A 16,328-nucleotide genomic window follows, 5' to 3' on the forward strand; every position below is an offset into this window, starting at 1 on the left:
AAAGGAACGGGAAATATGCTTCGGGTTGCTGTAGTAGAGGATGATGAGAAGAGCAGAAATCTTCTGCGGGATATGATCGGACGTTATGCCGGAGAGCATCAGATGGAGATTAGGACCGATGAATTTGCTGACGGCAGAGAGATTGTGGAAAACTATACGCCGGATTATGATATCCTTCTGTTTGATATCGAGATGCCGGGGCTGAGCGGAATGGAAGCGGCGGAGAAGATCCGGGAGACGGACCGGGATGTGGTCATGGTTTTTATCACGAACATGGCGCAGTACGCCATAAAAGGATATGAAGTGGATGCCCTTGACTTCATCCTGAAACCGGTCAGTTATGAGACTTTTTCCATGCGCTTTACCAGAGCGGCGGGACGGGTAAAGAACCGGGAAGGAAAACGGCTCACCATCAGTCTGCCGGACGGGACGAAATGGATTGACAGCCGGAAGATCTTCTATGTAGAAACGCAGAACCGGATGCTGGTCTACCATACGGAGGACGGGGTCTTTTCCGTGCGCGGCGCTCTGAAAGACGTTCAGCGGGAACTGGAAGAGTGCCATTTTGTCAAATGCAACCAGTGCTATCTGGTAAACCTGAGATATGTAACTGAGATCCGCAAGAATGTGGCTGTGGTTGCCGGGGATGAACTGGAAATCAGTCGGAGAAACCGCAATGCCTTTCTTGCGGCGGTGACAGATTTCCTGGGAAGCTGATTCTGTGGAAGTGACATTTATAAATAAATGTCGGACGCGAAAAGGAAGAGCAGATACGGGAAATATCTGATGCGGAAAGAATACCTGACACGGGAAATATCGGAGAAAAGAGGTGGAGTCATGGAAAATCCGGCAGAGATTCAGCAATGTATTCTTTATGGGGCAGGACTGTGGGGAGCCTGCCTGGTTTTTCTGCTGCCTCTGGAGCGAAAACAGCATTTTGCGCTGCGGGTCTGTGCTTCGGCAGTGCTGATCCCGGTCATGTCTCTCCTGTATTTTGTTTCAGACGGAATTCTTCAGGAGGAAATCCGGGCGGAAATTCTTCTGATTCTTGTCAGCTATGCGTCTGCTTCAGCAGTGTTCCGGGTATGCGTGAAGGTGCGGGGATTCGAGATGTGGTACTGTGGTGTATGGGGATTTGTCACGAATCTGCTGTTCCTGGAGTTCGGATGGATGGTGGGCGGAAAAGCGGGATTTGTGCTGCAGGGGATTGTCTTCGTCCTGGGATACACGGTCATTGGATTTACGGGCGCCCGCTGGATGCCGGAAAAGGGACATTATACCATCGGACCGAGACAGATGATCTCTGCATGGGTGCTGTGCGCGATGGCGGCAACCGTGGGATTGCTTGCAAATCTGGGGATGACAATTCCGCCGGTGAGTGTGATGCTGCAGATTTACTGCGTGACGATTCTGTATCTGCAGAATACTCTGTTTAAGAAGAGCAGTATGAGGAAGGAACTGGATATGATTCATCTGCTCTGGCATCAGCAGAAAGAACAGTACCGGATATCCAGGGAGACGATTGATCTGATCAATCACAAATGCCACGATCTGAAGCACCAGGTCAGCGCCATGCGAACGATAAAGGATGCTGATGAGCGGGAGAAATACCTGCAGGAAGTTGAAAATTCCGTACAGATCTACAATGCAATTGTGAGGACGGGAAATGAAATACTGGATACGATTCTTACCGAAAAGAGCCTGCTCTGTGAGAACAGCGGAATTCACATTAACTGCGTTGCTGACGGAGCGCTGCTGTCTTTTATGAATCCGGTAGATCTGTATACGCTTTTCGGAAATGCGATTGACAATGCCATCGAAGCGGTGAGGAAGATCGGTCGGAAGGAAAAGCGGGTGATTGACATTATGATTTATGAGAGACAGAAGCTGATTGCGGTGCAGATTGTGAACCCTGTGGAAAACGAGATGAAATTCGAGGACGGGCTTCCGCTGACGACAAAGGCAAAAAACGGATACCACGGATTCGGGATGAAGAGTATGAGGCATACGGTGGAGAAGTACGGCGGATATCTCAGATCGGAAGTGAAAGACGGATGTTTTTATCTGAAGATTATGGTGCCGCAGAAGGAGGAAAGTACGGCGCTGTGATGAAGCGGTTTGATTTTGAATGATAAATATAAACGGGAAAATGGCAGATCCCGCAGAGATGCTCATGTTGGAAAGCGTGGCATTCTGCGGGATTTTGCTGTTGGAGAGGCATTCTGCGGAACCACTTATTCAACAGGAACGACCACTTATTCAAAGTATATTGTATTTGTGCAAAACAGACGATATAATGAGCTTTACGAATATGAAAAACAGAAGATTAAACAAAAAATATTACTGGTACAGATATAAAAAATATATATGGAGCGGCTGTTATGGAGAAAAAAGAATTGAGAAAAAGCATCAAACTGAATCAGGGGTGGAGGTTTACCGGACCGTCAGGACGGGAGGAAGCGGTTAATCTGCCGCACACCTGGAATGCGAAAGACGGTCAGGACGGCGGAAACGACTATTACAGGGGAACCTGTCATTACCGGACAGAGTTTGCAGAGCCGGAGTTTGACCGGGAGAGGGAAGTGGTCTATCTGGAGTTCCGCGGAGTCAATGCAACGGCGGACGTGGAGCTTAACGGACAGAAGGTTATGCACCATGACGGTGGTTACTCAACATTCCGAAAAGATATTACAGAGTTTCTTGAGAAAGAAAATGAAATACGCGTAGCTGTGGATAACAGTGTGAATGACCGGGTTTATCCGCAGAAAGCAGATTTTACTTTTTATGGGGGAATCTACCGCGATGTTTATCTGCGGATTGTGCCGAAAGATCATTTCGACCTGGACTACTACGGCGGTGAAGGCGTCAGGATTACTCCCCGGGTAAAAGGGAAGGACGCGGTTGTACGGGTGGAGAGCTGCTGTAAAGTTCCGGACGCCCGCATAAAAGTGACGATACTCGATGCCTGTGGGAGAACGGCTGCTGAGTCGGAAGGAGCAGATGCAGAAGCGGTAATCACGAATGTACATCTCTGGGACGGCGTGAAAGATCCTTATATGTATACGGCACTTGTGCGGCTTCTCAAAGACGGGGCGGCAGTGGATGAAGTCAGCGTGCCCTTTGGCGTGAGAACCTTTTCCGTGGATCCGAAGAAAGGCTTCTTCCTGAACGGACGCCCGTATCCGCTTCACGGAGTTTCCAGACATCAGGACAGAAAAGGAATAGGAAATGCCCTGACTGAGAGACAGCACGAGGAAGACATGGAGATGATCCGGGAGATCGGGGCGAATACAATCCGGTTGGCGCATTATCAGCATGATCAGTATTTTTACGACCTGTGCGACCGGTACGGTATGATTGTGTGGGCTGAGATCCCGTATATTTCCGAGCATATGCCGAACGGAAGAGAGAACACGATAAGCCAGATGAAAGAGCTGATCGTGCAGAATTACAATCACCCGAGCATCGTTACATGGGGAATCTCCAACGAGATCACGATCTCCACAAAGGATAAAAAGGACATGATGGAGAACCACAGAGAGTTGAACGATCTGTGCCACAGTATGGATCCCGGAAGACCGACCACCCTGGCATGTTATGCAATGTGCGGACCGTTTAACCCGGTCGCGCATGTGACCGACCTGGTCAGCTGGAATCTGTATCTGGGATGGTATGTACCGGGCCTTTTCCTGAACGACTGGTGGATCAGTTTCTTCCATAAAGTATATCCGAACCGGTGCCTGGGCTTCTCCGAATATGGATGTGAGGGAATGCCGAACCTGCATTCTTCCACTCCGCACCGTGGGGACCACACAGAGGAATACCAGTGCATTTACCACGAATTTATGCTGAAATGCTTTGAGAGACATCCCTATATGTGGAGCACGCATGTGTGGAATATGTTCGATTTCGCGGCGGATGCCCGGGACCAGGGCGGCGAGCCGGGAATGAACCACAAAGGACTTGTGACATTTGACAGAAAGATAAAAAAGGACAGCTTCTATATTTATAAGGCATACTGGAGCGATGAGCCTTTCGTGCATCTGTGCGGAAAACGTTATGTGAACAGAGCAGAAAGTGAAACTACAATAAAAGTTTACAGCAACTGCAGGGAGATCGAGCTGTATCAGAACGGCAGACTGCTGGAGAAAAAGACAGGAGAAAAAGTATTTGAGTTCCGGGTAAAGCTGGAAGCAGAGAACGAGATCCGTGTGGTGTCGGGAGAGTACAGCGATACCATGACAGTCAGAAAAGTGGCTGCACCGGATCCGGCATATCAGCTGCCGAAAAAGAAGGGGAAGAGCGCAAACTGGGTGTAAACCAGGGGGCAGCTCCTCCTGTTTTTAGAGGAGCAGAGGGCAGACTTAATAAGATGCTATCCTGCTGTCCATACGGCGGGATGCTATAAAAAGTCCGTTCTGACATTTATGGGAATGGCAGGAGCGGCAAAGTATCAAATACCAGGAGGATAACTGTATGGAGAAAAAGAAAAAGCCCGGTGTTGGAAAATGGGGGATTCTGACAGGAATATCGGCTGTTCTGCTGATTGCCGTAATCATCGGTACAACCATAGCCTTTCAGTATGCGACAACCATTAACGTGGCACTGAATGTATCTACCTACCGGATCGTAGAAGGAGAATCCGATACAGATACAGAGTATTTCAAGAGTGATTTTTCTTCAGATGAAGAAAGACAGGCTTACGAGGAGGAACTGTGCGCCACTCTGGAAGAGGAAGGCGCAGCGCTGCTGAAAAATGATAACGAAGCGCTGCCTCTGGCGGAAGGGGCAAAGGTCAGCCTTTTCGCACACGGTTCCGTTGATCTTATGTACGGCGGCACAGGTTCGGGATCTGTTGATACGGCAAATGCCCCGTCTCTGCAGGATGCGCTTACAGATAACGGAATCGAAGTAAACGGGACGCTCTGGGACTTCTATTCATCCGATGAGATTATGGAGAATTACAGCAGAGTTACCCCGGATGCGATTTCCGATACACTGGAAGCAAACACACAGTATGCGGTGAACGAGGTGCCGTGGAGTGAAGTGGAAACGGCAGCATCCGACAGCTTTGCAGAGTACGGTGATGCGGCAATCGTTGTCCTGTCCCGTTCCGGCGGCGAGGGAGCTGATCTCCCGAGCGGAAATAACGGTACGGATGCGGATTATATTTCAGGATCCGAGGGAAGCGGAAACTATCTTGAGCTTTCCCAGGAAGAACTGGATATGATGGCAGGACTCAAAGAACTGAAGGATGAAGGTGTTTTTGACAGTATTATTGTACTGCTGAATTCTTCCAATGCGATTGAACTTGATTTTCTCAGCCGGGAGATCTGCGGAGTGGACTATGGCGTTGACGCCTGTATGTGGATCGGCGATGTGGGACAGACCGGAATTAACGGCGTCGCAAGCCTGCTGGCAGGCGAGGTCAGCCCGTCCGGAAGTATTGTGGACACGTTCTGTTATGACAATATGACGAATCCTGCAATGTATAATTTCTATTCCCAGGCTTACGCGAATGCGGAAGATTATGAGCTTCTTACGGACGGCCCGGATGTTCAGGGAATGTATTCCACATATCAGGAAGGCATCTATCTCGGATACCGTTATTATGAGACACGCTATGAAGATGCTGTTATGGGAACCGGAAATGCGGGGGACTACGACTATAACACAACTGTCGCGTACCCGTTCGGTTACGGAATAAGCTACACAGACTTTTCTTACAGCGATTTCCAGGTGACAGAGTCCGAAGATGGCTTCGATGTTACTGTGACAGTGACAAATACCGGAGATACATATTCGGGAAAGAAAACGGTTCAGGTATATTTCCAGTCTCCTTACACAGACTATGACAGGGCGAACGGAATCGAAAAGGCATCTGTCGAGCTGTGCGGTTTTGACAAGACGGAGAGTCTTGCGCCGGGAGCATCAGAGACGGTTACGATTCATGTGGATCTGACAGAGCTTCGTACATATGATTCCAACAATGCGCAGACCTACATTCTGGATGCAGGCGACTACTATTTCACAGTTGCCGACGGAGCGCATGAAGCTGTAAATAACATTCTTGCGGCGAAAGGTTATTCACCGGAGAATTCATCCGCTATGGATGCGGAAGGCAGCGCGGATATGACCTACAGATGGAACAATCCGGAACTTGATACGACTGTTTTCTCGACTTCCGAAGCTACCGGAGCCGAGATTACAAATCTTTTTGACGAGGCGGACCCGAACAAGAGCAGCGATGCTCCGGGCGAAGTTACATGGCTGTCACGTACAGACTGGGAGGGAACTTTCCCGACATCGCCGGCAGTTCTGACTGCAAACGAGACGATGGCGGAGTCCCTTGAGTTTACACAGTACAGTCCGGAAGACTATGAGGCGCCGGAGATGCCGACTCTTGAGGCAGACAACGGACTGACCCTGGCTTCTCTGATCGGAGCGGACTATGATGACGAGATGTGGGATGAACTTCTGGATCAGCTTACCTTTGAGGAAATGGTTCAGACAATCACCCTCGGCTTCCATAATACAGCGGCAATTCCGTCAATCGGAAAGGCAGCTACCAAGGATGAGAACGGTCCGCAGGGACTGACAGCGGCGCTGACAGGCGGTGAGTCTGCAATGTGCTATACTTCGGAAGATATTATGGCAGCTACATTTAATACAGATCTGCTGAACGACGTGGGAAGATGCATCGGTGAAGACTGTCTTGCAATGGGATATTCGGGACTGTACGGACCGGGTGTCAATATGCATCGTACTGCTTATTCAGGAAGAAACTTTGAATATTATTCAGAGGATCCGTTTATCTCCGGTACAATCTGCGCAGCAGAGGTACAGGGAATCCAGTCAAAGGGCGTATATGTATATCTGAAGCATGTGGCGCTGAATGATTCGGAATCAAGCCGGAGAGGTGTGAATACATGGCTGAACGAGCAGACAGCCCGTGAGATTTATCTGGAAGTGGCGGACAAAGCTGTTATCGACGGTGGCGCATGGTGTACAATGAGCGGATTTAACCGCTGGGGAACCAAGTGGTGCGGCGAATACACAGCGCTTCAGACAGATTATCTGCGCGGAGAGCTCGGTATGCGTGGAATGAGCATTACCGATTATTCGGGATCCAGCAAGTATATGGATCTTGCGGACGGCCTGATTGCAGGAACAGATATCTGGGACAGCCCGGACGCGACCATTCACACGGCAAATGCATATGAGTATGAAGATGACGCCTTCATTGTATCTGAAATGAGAGAGGCAATGCACAACATTCTTTATACAGTAGTGAACAGCAATGCAATGAACGGCCTGTCTGAGGCAGACCGGCTTGAGTCTGTGACGCCGTGGTGGCAGACTGCACTGTATGCGGCAATCGCAGTATTCGCAGTTCTGACAGTGTTAAGCGGTGTGATGCTTGTACGTGCGGTACGGCGTAAGAAAGCCGGAACAGAGGTGAAATAGGAATGAAACAGGATGCAGCAAAAGCTGCGCCGCAGAATGCGGTAAACAGGGCTAAGATTTATCAGCTTGTTCTTTTCCCCATGAATAACGGGGCGACGAACGTATATTATATCCTGACCATGAACTTTATCGCTTACTATGCAAACGGTGTTCTGGGACTCCTGCTCGCGTTTGCCACAACGATGGTTACGCTGATGCGGGTGCTGGATGCGTTTATCGATCCGGTGATCGGGGCGATTATGGACCGGACATCTACCCGGTGGGGAAAATTCCGTCCGTTTATGGTTCTGGGAAACGGGATTATGATCGTGGCATCGCTGATTATGTTTTTCGGTCTGCGTCTGATTCCGGAAAATGTAATGTGGCTGCGGTACATATGTTATACACTCTTTTACATTCTGTATATGGTGGGCTACACGTTCCAGACATCCGTCACCCGTTCCGGGCAGACCTGTCTTACCAATGATCCGAAGCAGCGCCCGCTGTTTACGATCTTCAATACAGTGGCGAGCCTGATCGGAATGGGACTTGTACAGTTTTTGGCACCGCTGATCACAGGGGGAGATTATACGAGCGAAACGTTCTTCAACATTATGATCCCTCTGGCGATCGTAGTATCAGCAGTTATGACGATCCTTGCAGTGATCGGTATTGCAGAGAAAGATCAGCCGAAGTATTTCGGCATCGGCGGAGGAAGCGGAAAAGAGAAAGTCAAGGTAAAAGAATATGTCGCTATCCTCAGGGCAAACAAAGAACTTCAGCGCCTTATGGTAGCGGGAGCAGGGTGCAAGCTGGCGTTTTCCATTGCCACGAATATGACGGTCTTAAGTATGCTCTACGGGGCAATGATGGGGGATTACGGCGGACTGTATCTGCCTATGATGATCGTGGGATATGTATTTTCTGTGCCGTTTTTCCTGCTGACTGTGCGCACTTCGCAGAAGAAAGGACAGAAAGCGTCTCTTGTATTTTATACGAAGATCGCTCTTGTCATGTATGTGGGAGTTCTCGTGCTTCTGCTGTTCTGGCAGCAGGGCGCGGCGTCTGTGAATCTGAGCCTGCGCCATATCAATATCTATACGGTGCTTTACATATTATTCTTTGGCATCGGATACGGCGCGTATTACGCCACGGCGGATATGCCGATCCCCATGGTTGCGGACTGTTCAGATTACGAGACATTCCGGTCCGGACGGTATATCCCGGGAATCATCGGAACATTGTTTTCTCTGGTTGACAAACTGGTGAGCTCCCTTGGCTCCACGGTGGTCGGTCTGGCAGTTACCGCAATCGGCCTGTCTAAACTGCCGGATGGTACGACGCCCTATACGGACGGCATGCACATGCTTGTCGTGATTCTGTTCTGCGTCGTTCCTATGATTGCGTGGATTGCCACTTTGATTGCAATGCACGGCTATAAGCTGACTGGTGCGAAGATGAAAGAGATCCAGGCCATCAATGCGGTGAGAAAGGATGCAATCAATAAGGGAATGGGTGTCAGCGAGGCACTTGAGAAGTGGAAGACGATTGAGGATGTGCCCGAGGAATTCAGACAAGGGTGAGAAAATAGAATAACGAAGAAAACGCGGAGGCGCATGAGAGGTTGATCTTTCATGCGCCTCCGTCTTTTTCAAATACATCATAATACATGAAAATCCCGGACGCTGACCTTGCCGGACCCGTATCCCCATGATAAAATAAACCTATATCAGATGACGGGACTCGATTTCATGCTTTGAGCAGAAGCAGAGCCACAAAGGAGGTCAGATCCGGATGAACAGAATAAGTCTGCCGTATGGTATTGATAATTTTGAGACAGTGCGAACAAGCAACTGCTATTATATTGATAAAACAGGATTCATCAAGGAATTGTTGGGCGAAGCCTTTTCTGTAAATCTGCTTACCAGACCAAGAAGGTTTGGCAAGACACTGACTATGAGTATGCTCGCAGAGTTCTTTGATATCAGAAAAGACAGCAGGGCGCTTTTTGATGGGCTTGAGATATCGGAAGATCAGGAACTTTGCCGACAGTGGATGAACCAGTATCCGGTGCTTTTTCTTACGCTTAAGGATGTGGAAGGAAATCGGTTTGAAGATGCCTATGGGCTGTTGAAATTTGTTATCTCGTCTTTATGCATTGAACATTCCTATCTGGGAGAAAGTGACAAAACGGATGAAGATGATAAAATCTGTTTTTCCAGATTGAAAAGCAGGACAGGGGATGTAACGGATGTTCAGAGTTCATTGTTTTTGCTGACACGTATGATGAACACACATTATGGGAAAAAGGTAATTATTCTTGTGGATGAGTACGACGTTCCTCTTGCCAAGGCGGGAGACTACAATTACTATGAAGAAATGCTCAATATTGTCAAAAGATTTCTGGGAATGGTATGGAAGTCAAATCCGTATTTGCAATTTGCAGTAGTAAGCGGATGTCTGCGGATTGCAAAGGAGAGCATTTTTACTGGAGCCAATAATTTTATCTCCAATTCAATATCAGACACTCATTATCAGAATTACTTCGGCTTCACGGAAGAGGAAGTGAGGATGCTTTTGGAAGATTCCGGTTTCCCGGAGGCATTGCCGAAAATAAAGAGATGGTATGACGGTTACCGCTTTGGGGAAAAAGAAATTTACTGCCCATGGGATGTGATCAATCATGTACGCGCGCTGATGCAGAATCCAGGTGCGGAACCGGAAAACTACTGGATTGATACCAGTCATAATAATATTATCCGCAGATTTATTGAATTGCCGGATATCAATGTAAATGACAAATTCGAGATACTTCTTTCCGGCGGTGTTATTCAGGTGAGAATCCGGGAAGATCTGACATATGATATCGCTGATACTTCTGAAGAAAATCTGTGGAGCATCCTTTATCTGACAGGATATCTGACTCAGGTCCTTCCGGAAGACCTGCCGGATGGTATGAAGATGGAAAGAGACAAAAAGGTTCTGCGGATTCCGAACGAGGAAATTAAATCGGTATTCAGCGATACTGTCAAGGCGTGGTTTGAAGATAAAATAGAAGCGGAGGACCGCCGGGAATTTTTCCGGGAAGGAATGCATGATACGGTTGGGAGAGAGCGAGTGAGGGCTGTATAGCGAAAACAAAATGGAGAGCGTAGGACTGATTTAAAGCCACAGCAAGAAGCAGGGAGGTGTGAAAATGGCGCGTACGGTTGGAATTGGCGTCCAGGAGTTTGCGGATATAAGAGAAAAAAATTATTTTTATATAGATAAAACTGATTTTATACGGGAGTGGTGGGAAAATGGGGCGAGCGTTACCCTGATCACCCGTCCCCGCCGGTTTGGGAAAACCCTGACCATGAGCATGGTGGAGGAGTTCTTCTCTGTGGAATATGCAGGAAGAGACGATTTGTTTGATGGTTTATCCATCTGGCGAAAAGATGAATTCCGCGCGCTGCAGGGGACGTATCCGGTAATCAGTCTGTCATTTGCCAATGTGAAGGAGAAGAACTATCCGGATATGAAAACGAGAATATGTCAGTTGATCACAGATTTATATAGCAAAAATTATTTCCTGCTTGACAGCGGGCTGTTGACGGTGGAGGAAAGAAGATTTTTTCAGGAGGTCACAGCTGATATGCCGGAGGTGGTGGCGACGATCGCACTCTACAAAATGTCGGATTTCCTCTTCAGGTATTATGGGAAAAAGGTGATAATCCTGCTGGATGAATATGATACCCCCATGCAGGAGGCTTATGTGGATGGATACTGGGATGAGATGACGGCATTTACCAGAAATCTGTTTAATTCTACTTTTAAGACGAATCCCTGGCTGGAACGTGCTATTATGACTGGAATTACCCGGGTCAGTAAAGAATCTATTTTTTCGGATCTGAATAATCTGAAAGTAGTTGAAACAACATCGGATGAATACGCAGTCGCGTTTGGATTCACGGAGGAGGAAGTATTCGATGCCATGGATGAATACGGATATTCAAACAAACAGGAGGTAAAAGACTGGTATGACGGATTTGTATTCGGGAATCACAGGGATATTTATAATCCATGGTCCGTTTTAAACTATCTGGACACAGGAAAACTTACAACTTACTGGGCAAATACAAGCTCCAACAGTATGGTCGGGAAACTGATCCGTGAGGGAAGTCCGGAAGTAAAGACGATCATGGAAGACCTGCTGAACGGAAAGGTACTGCGGACTCAGTTGGATGAACAGATTGTTTTCAGTCAGTTGGAATATAAACGCAATGCAATCTGGAGCCTGTTGTTAGCCAGTGGCTATCTGAAAGTGGAAAATTATAAGCTCGATCCGGATAAAGGAAAAGCGGAGTACGGATTAGCTTTGACAAATAAAGAGGTACGTCTCATGTTTGAGGATATGATAGAGGACTGGTTTGCGGGATACACACCTGCATACAATGAATTTATCAAAGCACTGCTTGTGGGAGATCTGGATGCAATGAATGAATATATGAATCAGGTTGCATCTGAGACTTTCAGCTTTTTCGACACTGGAAAGCGGACTTCCGGCAAAACAGAGCCGGAACGTTTCTATCACGGTTTTGTTCTGGGGATGATGGTAGACCTGCGGGGTAGATACAGTATCTCATCCAACCGGGAGAGCGGATTCGGGAGATATGATGTGGTTCTGGAACCGGCGTCCCGGGCAGGTGACGCAATTATCATAGAATTTAAGGTTCATAACCCAAGGAAAGAGAAAACGATAGAAGAGACGGTGGAGAATGCACTGCAGCAGATTGAGGAGAAGAAATACGAAACAAGCCTGACAGCCAGAGGTATTCCGGCAGAAAAAATACGGAAATATGGCTTTGCATTTGAAGGGAAAACGGTGCTGATAGGCTGAGATTTAAGAGAGGATCCCCGGGGTAAAGTTTGCATTTGTCTGAAAAATGACAAAAAAATAACAATCCCGGGGCAAATTTTTGTCAATTCATCTGTCTTGTCACATGTAAACAACAGTGGTATACTGGGAACACTTGGAAGCAAAGGATGATTACGGGAGAGGTGTAAAGATGACAGTCAGAGAAGAGATCAAACAGTTGAAAAGGGAGAAGAACGCCATAATCCTGGCCCACTATTACGTGAGTCCCGAGGTGCAGGAACTGGCGGATTACATAGGAGACTCCTTCTATCTGAGCAAAATCGCGGCGGAGACAGACGCAGAGGTGATCGTGTTCTGCGGCGTTTCCTTTATGGGGGAGAGCGCGAAGGTGCTGAGTCCGGGAAAAACCGTGCTGATGCCGGACGCCGGTGCGGACTGCGCCATGGCCCACATGGCGGACCCGGAAACGATAGAAAAGATGCGGGATGAGTACGATGACCTGGCGGTTGTCTGCTACATCAACTCGACGGCAGAGCTGAAGCGGTATTCCGACGTGTGTGTAACTTCGGCAAATGCCGTGAAAATCGTGCGGGCTCTGCCGAACAGAAACATTTTCTTTATCCCGGACCGGAATCTGGCACGGTTTGCAGCGTCCCAGGTGCCGGAGAAACATTTCATATTTAATGAAGGTTTCTGCCCGGTTCACGAGAAGATGAAAGCGGAGGAAGTGCGCAGGGCGAAAGAAATGCATCCGGCAGCGGAGGTGCTTGCACATCCGGAATGTACCCGTGAGCTTCTGGAACTGACGGATTATATCGGCAGTACATCCGGGATTATCAGCTACGCGGAAAAGAGCGGCGCAAAGGAATTTATTGTCTGTACGGAAAACGGAGTCAGATACGAGTTGGAGAAGCGCTGTCCGGATAAGAAGTTCTATTTCCCGGAGACAGAGCCGGTATGCCGGGACATGAAGCTGATCACGCCGGAGAAAATCCTTCATGTGCTGAAAACCGGGGAGAATGCAGTGCGCATGGAAGCGGAGATCTGCGAGGCATCGAGGAAACCTCTTGAGAGAATGCTGGAACTGGCGAGGTAAGCTATGCCGCGGATCTGTGGCAGAATGGAGAGTACGATGAAAAAGGAAAAGGTATTAAAAAAGAAGGTATTAAATAAAGATCTGGCCACCGATGTTGTGATCGTGGGAACCGGAGTGGGAGGGCTGTTCAGTGCGCTGAATCTGCCCGGAGACAGGAAGATCATCATGATTACAAAGTCGGATCTGGAGAGCAGTGATTCGTTTCTGGCTCAGGGAGGAATCTGTGTGTTAAGAGGCGAGGACGATTACGACAGCTATTTTGAGGACACCATGAGAGCAGGTCATTATGAGAACCGTAAGGAATCTGTAGACATCATGATCCGCAGTTCCAGGGAGATTATCCATGACCTGATCGGATATGGCGTGGAATTTGAAAAACGGGAGAATGCGGCGGGAGAAAATGATGAGAAAGACAGAAAAACGGGAGACCCGCTTCTGGGAGAGTATGCGTTTACCCGGGAGGGAGCCCATTCAAAGCCCAGAATTCTTTTCCACGAGGACATTACGGGAAAAGAGATTACAAGCAAGCTTCTGGCACAGGTAAAAAAGCTTGAAAATGTGTCCATTTACGAATATACTACTATGACGGACATTATAGAAGAGAACGGCCGGTGCTGCGGAATCGTGGCGGAGAATCCGGAGGGAAAAACGATCCGGATCAGGGCGGATTACACGATCCTGGCAAGTGGCGGAATCGGCGGGTGCTACCGCCATTCCACAAATTTCCCGCATCTGACAGGGGACGCTCTGGATATCTCGAAGAGACACGGCATCCGTCTGGAGCACCTGGACTATGTGCAGATCCACCCTACGACACTGTACTCGAAGAAGCCGGGACGCCGTTTCCTGATCTCGGAGTCTGTGCGCGGTGAGGGGGCGGTCCTTCTGGATAAAAACGGAAACCGTTTTGTTAACGAGCTTCTTCCCCGGGATGTAGTGACGAAAGCCATTCAGGAGCAGATGGAAAAGGACGGCACAGACCATGTGTGGCTGTCCATGAAGAATATTGACAAAGAGACCATATTAAAGCATTTTCCGAATATTTACCATCACTGTCTGGAAGAAGGCTATGATGTGACAAAAGAGCCAATTCCCGTTGTCCCGGCGCAGCACTATTTCATGGGCGGGATCTGGGTGGACTCGGACAGCAGGACAAGTATGGAGCAGCTTTTTGCCGTAGGGGAGACGAGCTGTAACGGTGTACACGGCGCCAACCGGCTCGCGAGCAATTCGCTTCTTGAGAGTCTTGTGTTCGCAAAGCGGGCGGCGAAGAAAATCGCGGCGGAATATGAGGAGCGGGATCAGAAAAACGATTATGGAATCGGTCGGGAATCAGACCGGGAAATGAAACAGGAGAGGAAAAGGGCATGAACGAGATAACAATGAAGCTTCAGGCGGACCATCTGATTATGGAGGCGCTGAAAGAGGACATTTCCAGTGAAGATGTGAGCACCAATGCGGTGATGAAAGAGGCGGTAAAAGGTGAAGTGGAGCTGATCTGCAAGCAGGACGGCATTATCGCGGGACTTGAGGTGTACCGCAGAGTTTTTGAACTTCTGGATCCGAAGACGGAGGCGGAGTTCTGCTGCAAGGACGGCGACGAGGTGAAAAAAGGACAGCTCATGGGAAAAGTGACCGGGGATATCCGGGTGCTTCTCTCCGGCGAACGGGTGGCGCTGAACTATCTGCAGAGAATGAGCGGAATCGCAACTTACACCCACTCTGTAGCGCAGCTCCTGGCAGGAACAAAGACGAAGCTGCTCGACACGAGAAAGACAACGCCGAATATGCGGATTTTTGAAAAATATGCGGTCCGTGTAGGCGGAGGATACAACCACCGTTATAATCTGTCTGACGGTGTGCTGCTCAAGGACAACCATATCGGGGCGGCAGGCAGCGTAACGAAAGCTGTGAAGATGGCGAAGGAATATGCGCCGTTTGTGCGGAAGATTGAGATTGAAGTGGAGAATCTCGATATGGTGAAAGAGGCGGTGGAAGCCGGGGCGGATATCATTATGCTGGACAATATGTCAACAGATGAAATGCGCGAGGCTATCCGCATCATTGACGGAAGGGCGCAGACCGAGTGCTCGGGCAATGTGACGAAGGAGAACATCGGGCGGCTTACAGAGCTTGGAGTGGACTATATTTCCAGCGGGGCGCTGACGCATTCTGCTCCGATACTTGACATTTCCATGAAAAACCTTCATGCTGTAGAGTAAGCTGAGAACTGTATTATCAGTCCGGCCGGGGATTCCGTATGCAGATAGGCGGGGATTATTCGCGGGTGCGGGAGGCAGTTCCGGGCACGGGACTATGTATATGGATGAGTATGCAGAACACAGAACAGGGAAAGGAAGAGAATTGATGACAGGAACGGACAGAAGAAAGGCAATTGTAGAACAGATCCGGCACAGCGCAGCCCCGGTGCCGGGAAAGGCACTGGCAGCCGAGTATGATGTCAGCCGTCAGGTGATCGTACAGGACATCGCTCTGATCCGGGCCTCCGGGTACAATGTTCTGTCTACGAACCGGGGGTATGTGCTCAACGAGCCATCTGTTGTGAGCCGGGTTTTCAAAGTGAAGCACACGGATGAGCAGCTCGAAGATGAACTGAACTCCATCGTGGATCTGGGCGGCATTGTCAGAAACGTGATGGTTAATCACAAAGTTTACGGGCATCTGGAAGCAGAACTTAACGTCACGTCAAGGAGAAAGGCTGCAGAATTTATGGAGGAGATCCGCAGCGGAAAGTCCAGCCCTCTGAAAAACATTACTTCCGGATATCATTATCATACTGTGGAGGCTGACAGTGAGGAGACCCTGAATCTGATTGAAAATATGCTTAAGGAAAAAGGGTATCTGGTGGAGAGACCGGTTTCATCCCGCCCGTAATACGGGGCGGGATTTTTTCGTTGCATCCATACT

Annotated in this window: 12 protein-coding genes; all 12 read left to right on the forward strand. The window is 48.8% G+C overall.

What is annotated here, in order from left to right; genetic code table 11:
- Window positions 1–15: 15 nt before the first annotated feature.
- The gene (locus B5F07_RS13065; RefSeq protein ID WP_087161729.1) at window positions 16–717 is read left to right on the forward strand and encodes a LytR/AlgR family response regulator transcription factor; all 702 of its coding nucleotides are present in this window, start codon (window positions 16–18) and stop codon (window positions 715–717) included.
- A gap of 120 nt (window positions 718–837) precedes the next feature.
- The gene (locus B5F07_RS13070; protein WP_087161780.1) at window positions 838–2,109 is read left to right on the forward strand and encodes an ATP-binding protein; all 1,272 of its coding nucleotides are present in this window, start codon (window positions 838–840) and stop codon (window positions 2,107–2,109) included.
- Between the two features lie 15 nt (window positions 2,110–2,124).
- On the forward strand, window positions 2,125–2,358 hold the full coding sequence (locus B5F07_RS13075; protein WP_087161730.1) for a hypothetical protein: 234 nt from the start codon (window positions 2,125–2,127) through the stop codon (window positions 2,356–2,358).
- A gap of 23 nt (window positions 2,359–2,381) precedes the next feature.
- Window positions 2,382–4,319, forward strand: a complete 1,938-nt coding sequence (locus B5F07_RS13080; RefSeq protein WP_242972527.1) for a glycoside hydrolase family 2 protein — start codon at window positions 2,382–2,384, stop codon at window positions 4,317–4,319.
- 157 nt (window positions 4,320–4,476) lie between these two features.
- The gene (locus tag B5F07_RS13085) at window positions 4,477–7,467 is read left to right on the forward strand and encodes a glycoside hydrolase family 3 protein (RefSeq protein ID WP_087161731.1); all 2,991 of its coding nucleotides are present in this window, start codon (window positions 4,477–4,479) and stop codon (window positions 7,465–7,467) included.
- A 2-nt stretch (window positions 7,468–7,469) separates the two neighbouring features.
- Window positions 7,470–9,029 (forward strand): MFS transporter, encoded by a 1,560-nt coding sequence (locus B5F07_RS13090; RefSeq protein WP_087161732.1) that lies wholly within the window; start codon window positions 7,470–7,472, stop codon window positions 9,027–9,029.
- A 211-nt stretch (window positions 9,030–9,240) separates the two neighbouring features.
- The gene (locus B5F07_RS13095) at window positions 9,241–10,578 is read left to right on the forward strand and encodes an AAA family ATPase (RefSeq protein ID WP_087161733.1); all 1,338 of its coding nucleotides are present in this window, start codon (window positions 9,241–9,243) and stop codon (window positions 10,576–10,578) included.
- Between the two features lie 64 nt (window positions 10,579–10,642).
- On the forward strand, window positions 10,643–12,325 hold the full coding sequence (locus tag B5F07_RS13100) for an AAA family ATPase (protein WP_087161734.1): 1,683 nt from the start codon (window positions 10,643–10,645) through the stop codon (window positions 12,323–12,325).
- A 169-nt stretch (window positions 12,326–12,494) separates the two neighbouring features.
- Complete coding sequence (gene nadA / locus B5F07_RS13105; RefSeq protein WP_087161735.1) at window positions 12,495–13,400, forward strand: quinolinate synthase NadA; 906 nt, start codon at window positions 12,495–12,497, stop codon at window positions 13,398–13,400.
- 36 nt (window positions 13,401–13,436) lie between these two features.
- Window positions 13,437–14,771 (forward strand): L-aspartate oxidase, encoded by a 1,335-nt coding sequence (locus tag B5F07_RS13110; protein WP_087161782.1) that lies wholly within the window; start codon window positions 13,437–13,439, stop codon window positions 14,769–14,771.
- The gene (gene nadC, locus B5F07_RS13115; RefSeq protein ID WP_087161736.1) at window positions 14,768–15,622 is read left to right on the forward strand and encodes a carboxylating nicotinate-nucleotide diphosphorylase; all 855 of its coding nucleotides are present in this window, start codon (window positions 14,768–14,770) and stop codon (window positions 15,620–15,622) included. The genes B5F07_RS13110 and nadC overlap by 4 nt, the downstream gene beginning before the upstream one ends.
- A gap of 145 nt (window positions 15,623–15,767) precedes the next feature.
- Window positions 15,768–16,295: a transcription repressor NadR gene (locus B5F07_RS13120; protein WP_087161783.1), complete on the forward strand. Its 528-nt coding sequence runs from the start codon at window positions 15,768–15,770 to the stop codon at window positions 16,293–16,295.
- Window positions 16,296–16,328 lie beyond the last annotated feature (33 nt).

Origin of the sequence: Lachnoclostridium sp. An169 (assembly GCF_002160525.1) — a bacterium.
Taxonomy (GTDB): Bacteria; Bacillota; Clostridia; order Lachnospirales; family Lachnospiraceae; genus Mediterraneibacter; species Mediterraneibacter cottocaccae.

Bases quoted from the DNA above. Each gene is read 5' to 3' on its own strand.
- nadC (WP_087161736.1), top strand. From the start codon at position 14,768: ATGAACGAGATAACAATGAAGCTTCAGGCGGACCATCTGATTATGGAG.
- B5F07_RS13070 (WP_087161780.1), top strand. From the start codon at position 838: ATGGAAAATCCGGCAGAGATTCAGCAATGTATTCTTTATGGGGCAGGA.
- B5F07_RS13090 (WP_087161732.1), top strand. From the start codon at position 7,470: ATGAAACAGGATGCAGCAAAAGCTGCGCCGCAGAATGCGGTAAACAGG.
- B5F07_RS13100 (WP_087161734.1), top strand. From the start codon at position 10,643: ATGGCGCGTACGGTTGGAATTGGCGTCCAGGAGTTTGCGGATATAAGA.
- B5F07_RS13110 (WP_087161782.1), top strand. From the start codon at position 13,437: ATGAAAAAGGAAAAGGTATTAAAAAAGAAGGTATTAAATAAAGATCTG.
- B5F07_RS13085 (WP_087161731.1), top strand. From the start codon at position 4,477: ATGGAGAAAAAGAAAAAGCCCGGTGTTGGAAAATGGGGGATTCTGACA.
- B5F07_RS13065 (WP_087161729.1), top strand. From the start codon at position 16: ATGCTTCGGGTTGCTGTAGTAGAGGATGATGAGAAGAGCAGAAATCTT.
- B5F07_RS13120 (WP_087161783.1), top strand. From the start codon at position 15,768: ATGACAGGAACGGACAGAAGAAAGGCAATTGTAGAACAGATCCGGCAC.
- B5F07_RS13080 (WP_242972527.1), top strand. From the start codon at position 2,382: ATGGAGAAAAAAGAATTGAGAAAAAGCATCAAACTGAATCAGGGGTGG.
- B5F07_RS13095 (WP_087161733.1), top strand. From the start codon at position 9,241: ATGAACAGAATAAGTCTGCCGTATGGTATTGATAATTTTGAGACAGTG.
- nadA (WP_087161735.1), top strand. From the start codon at position 12,495: ATGACAGTCAGAGAAGAGATCAAACAGTTGAAAAGGGAGAAGAACGCC.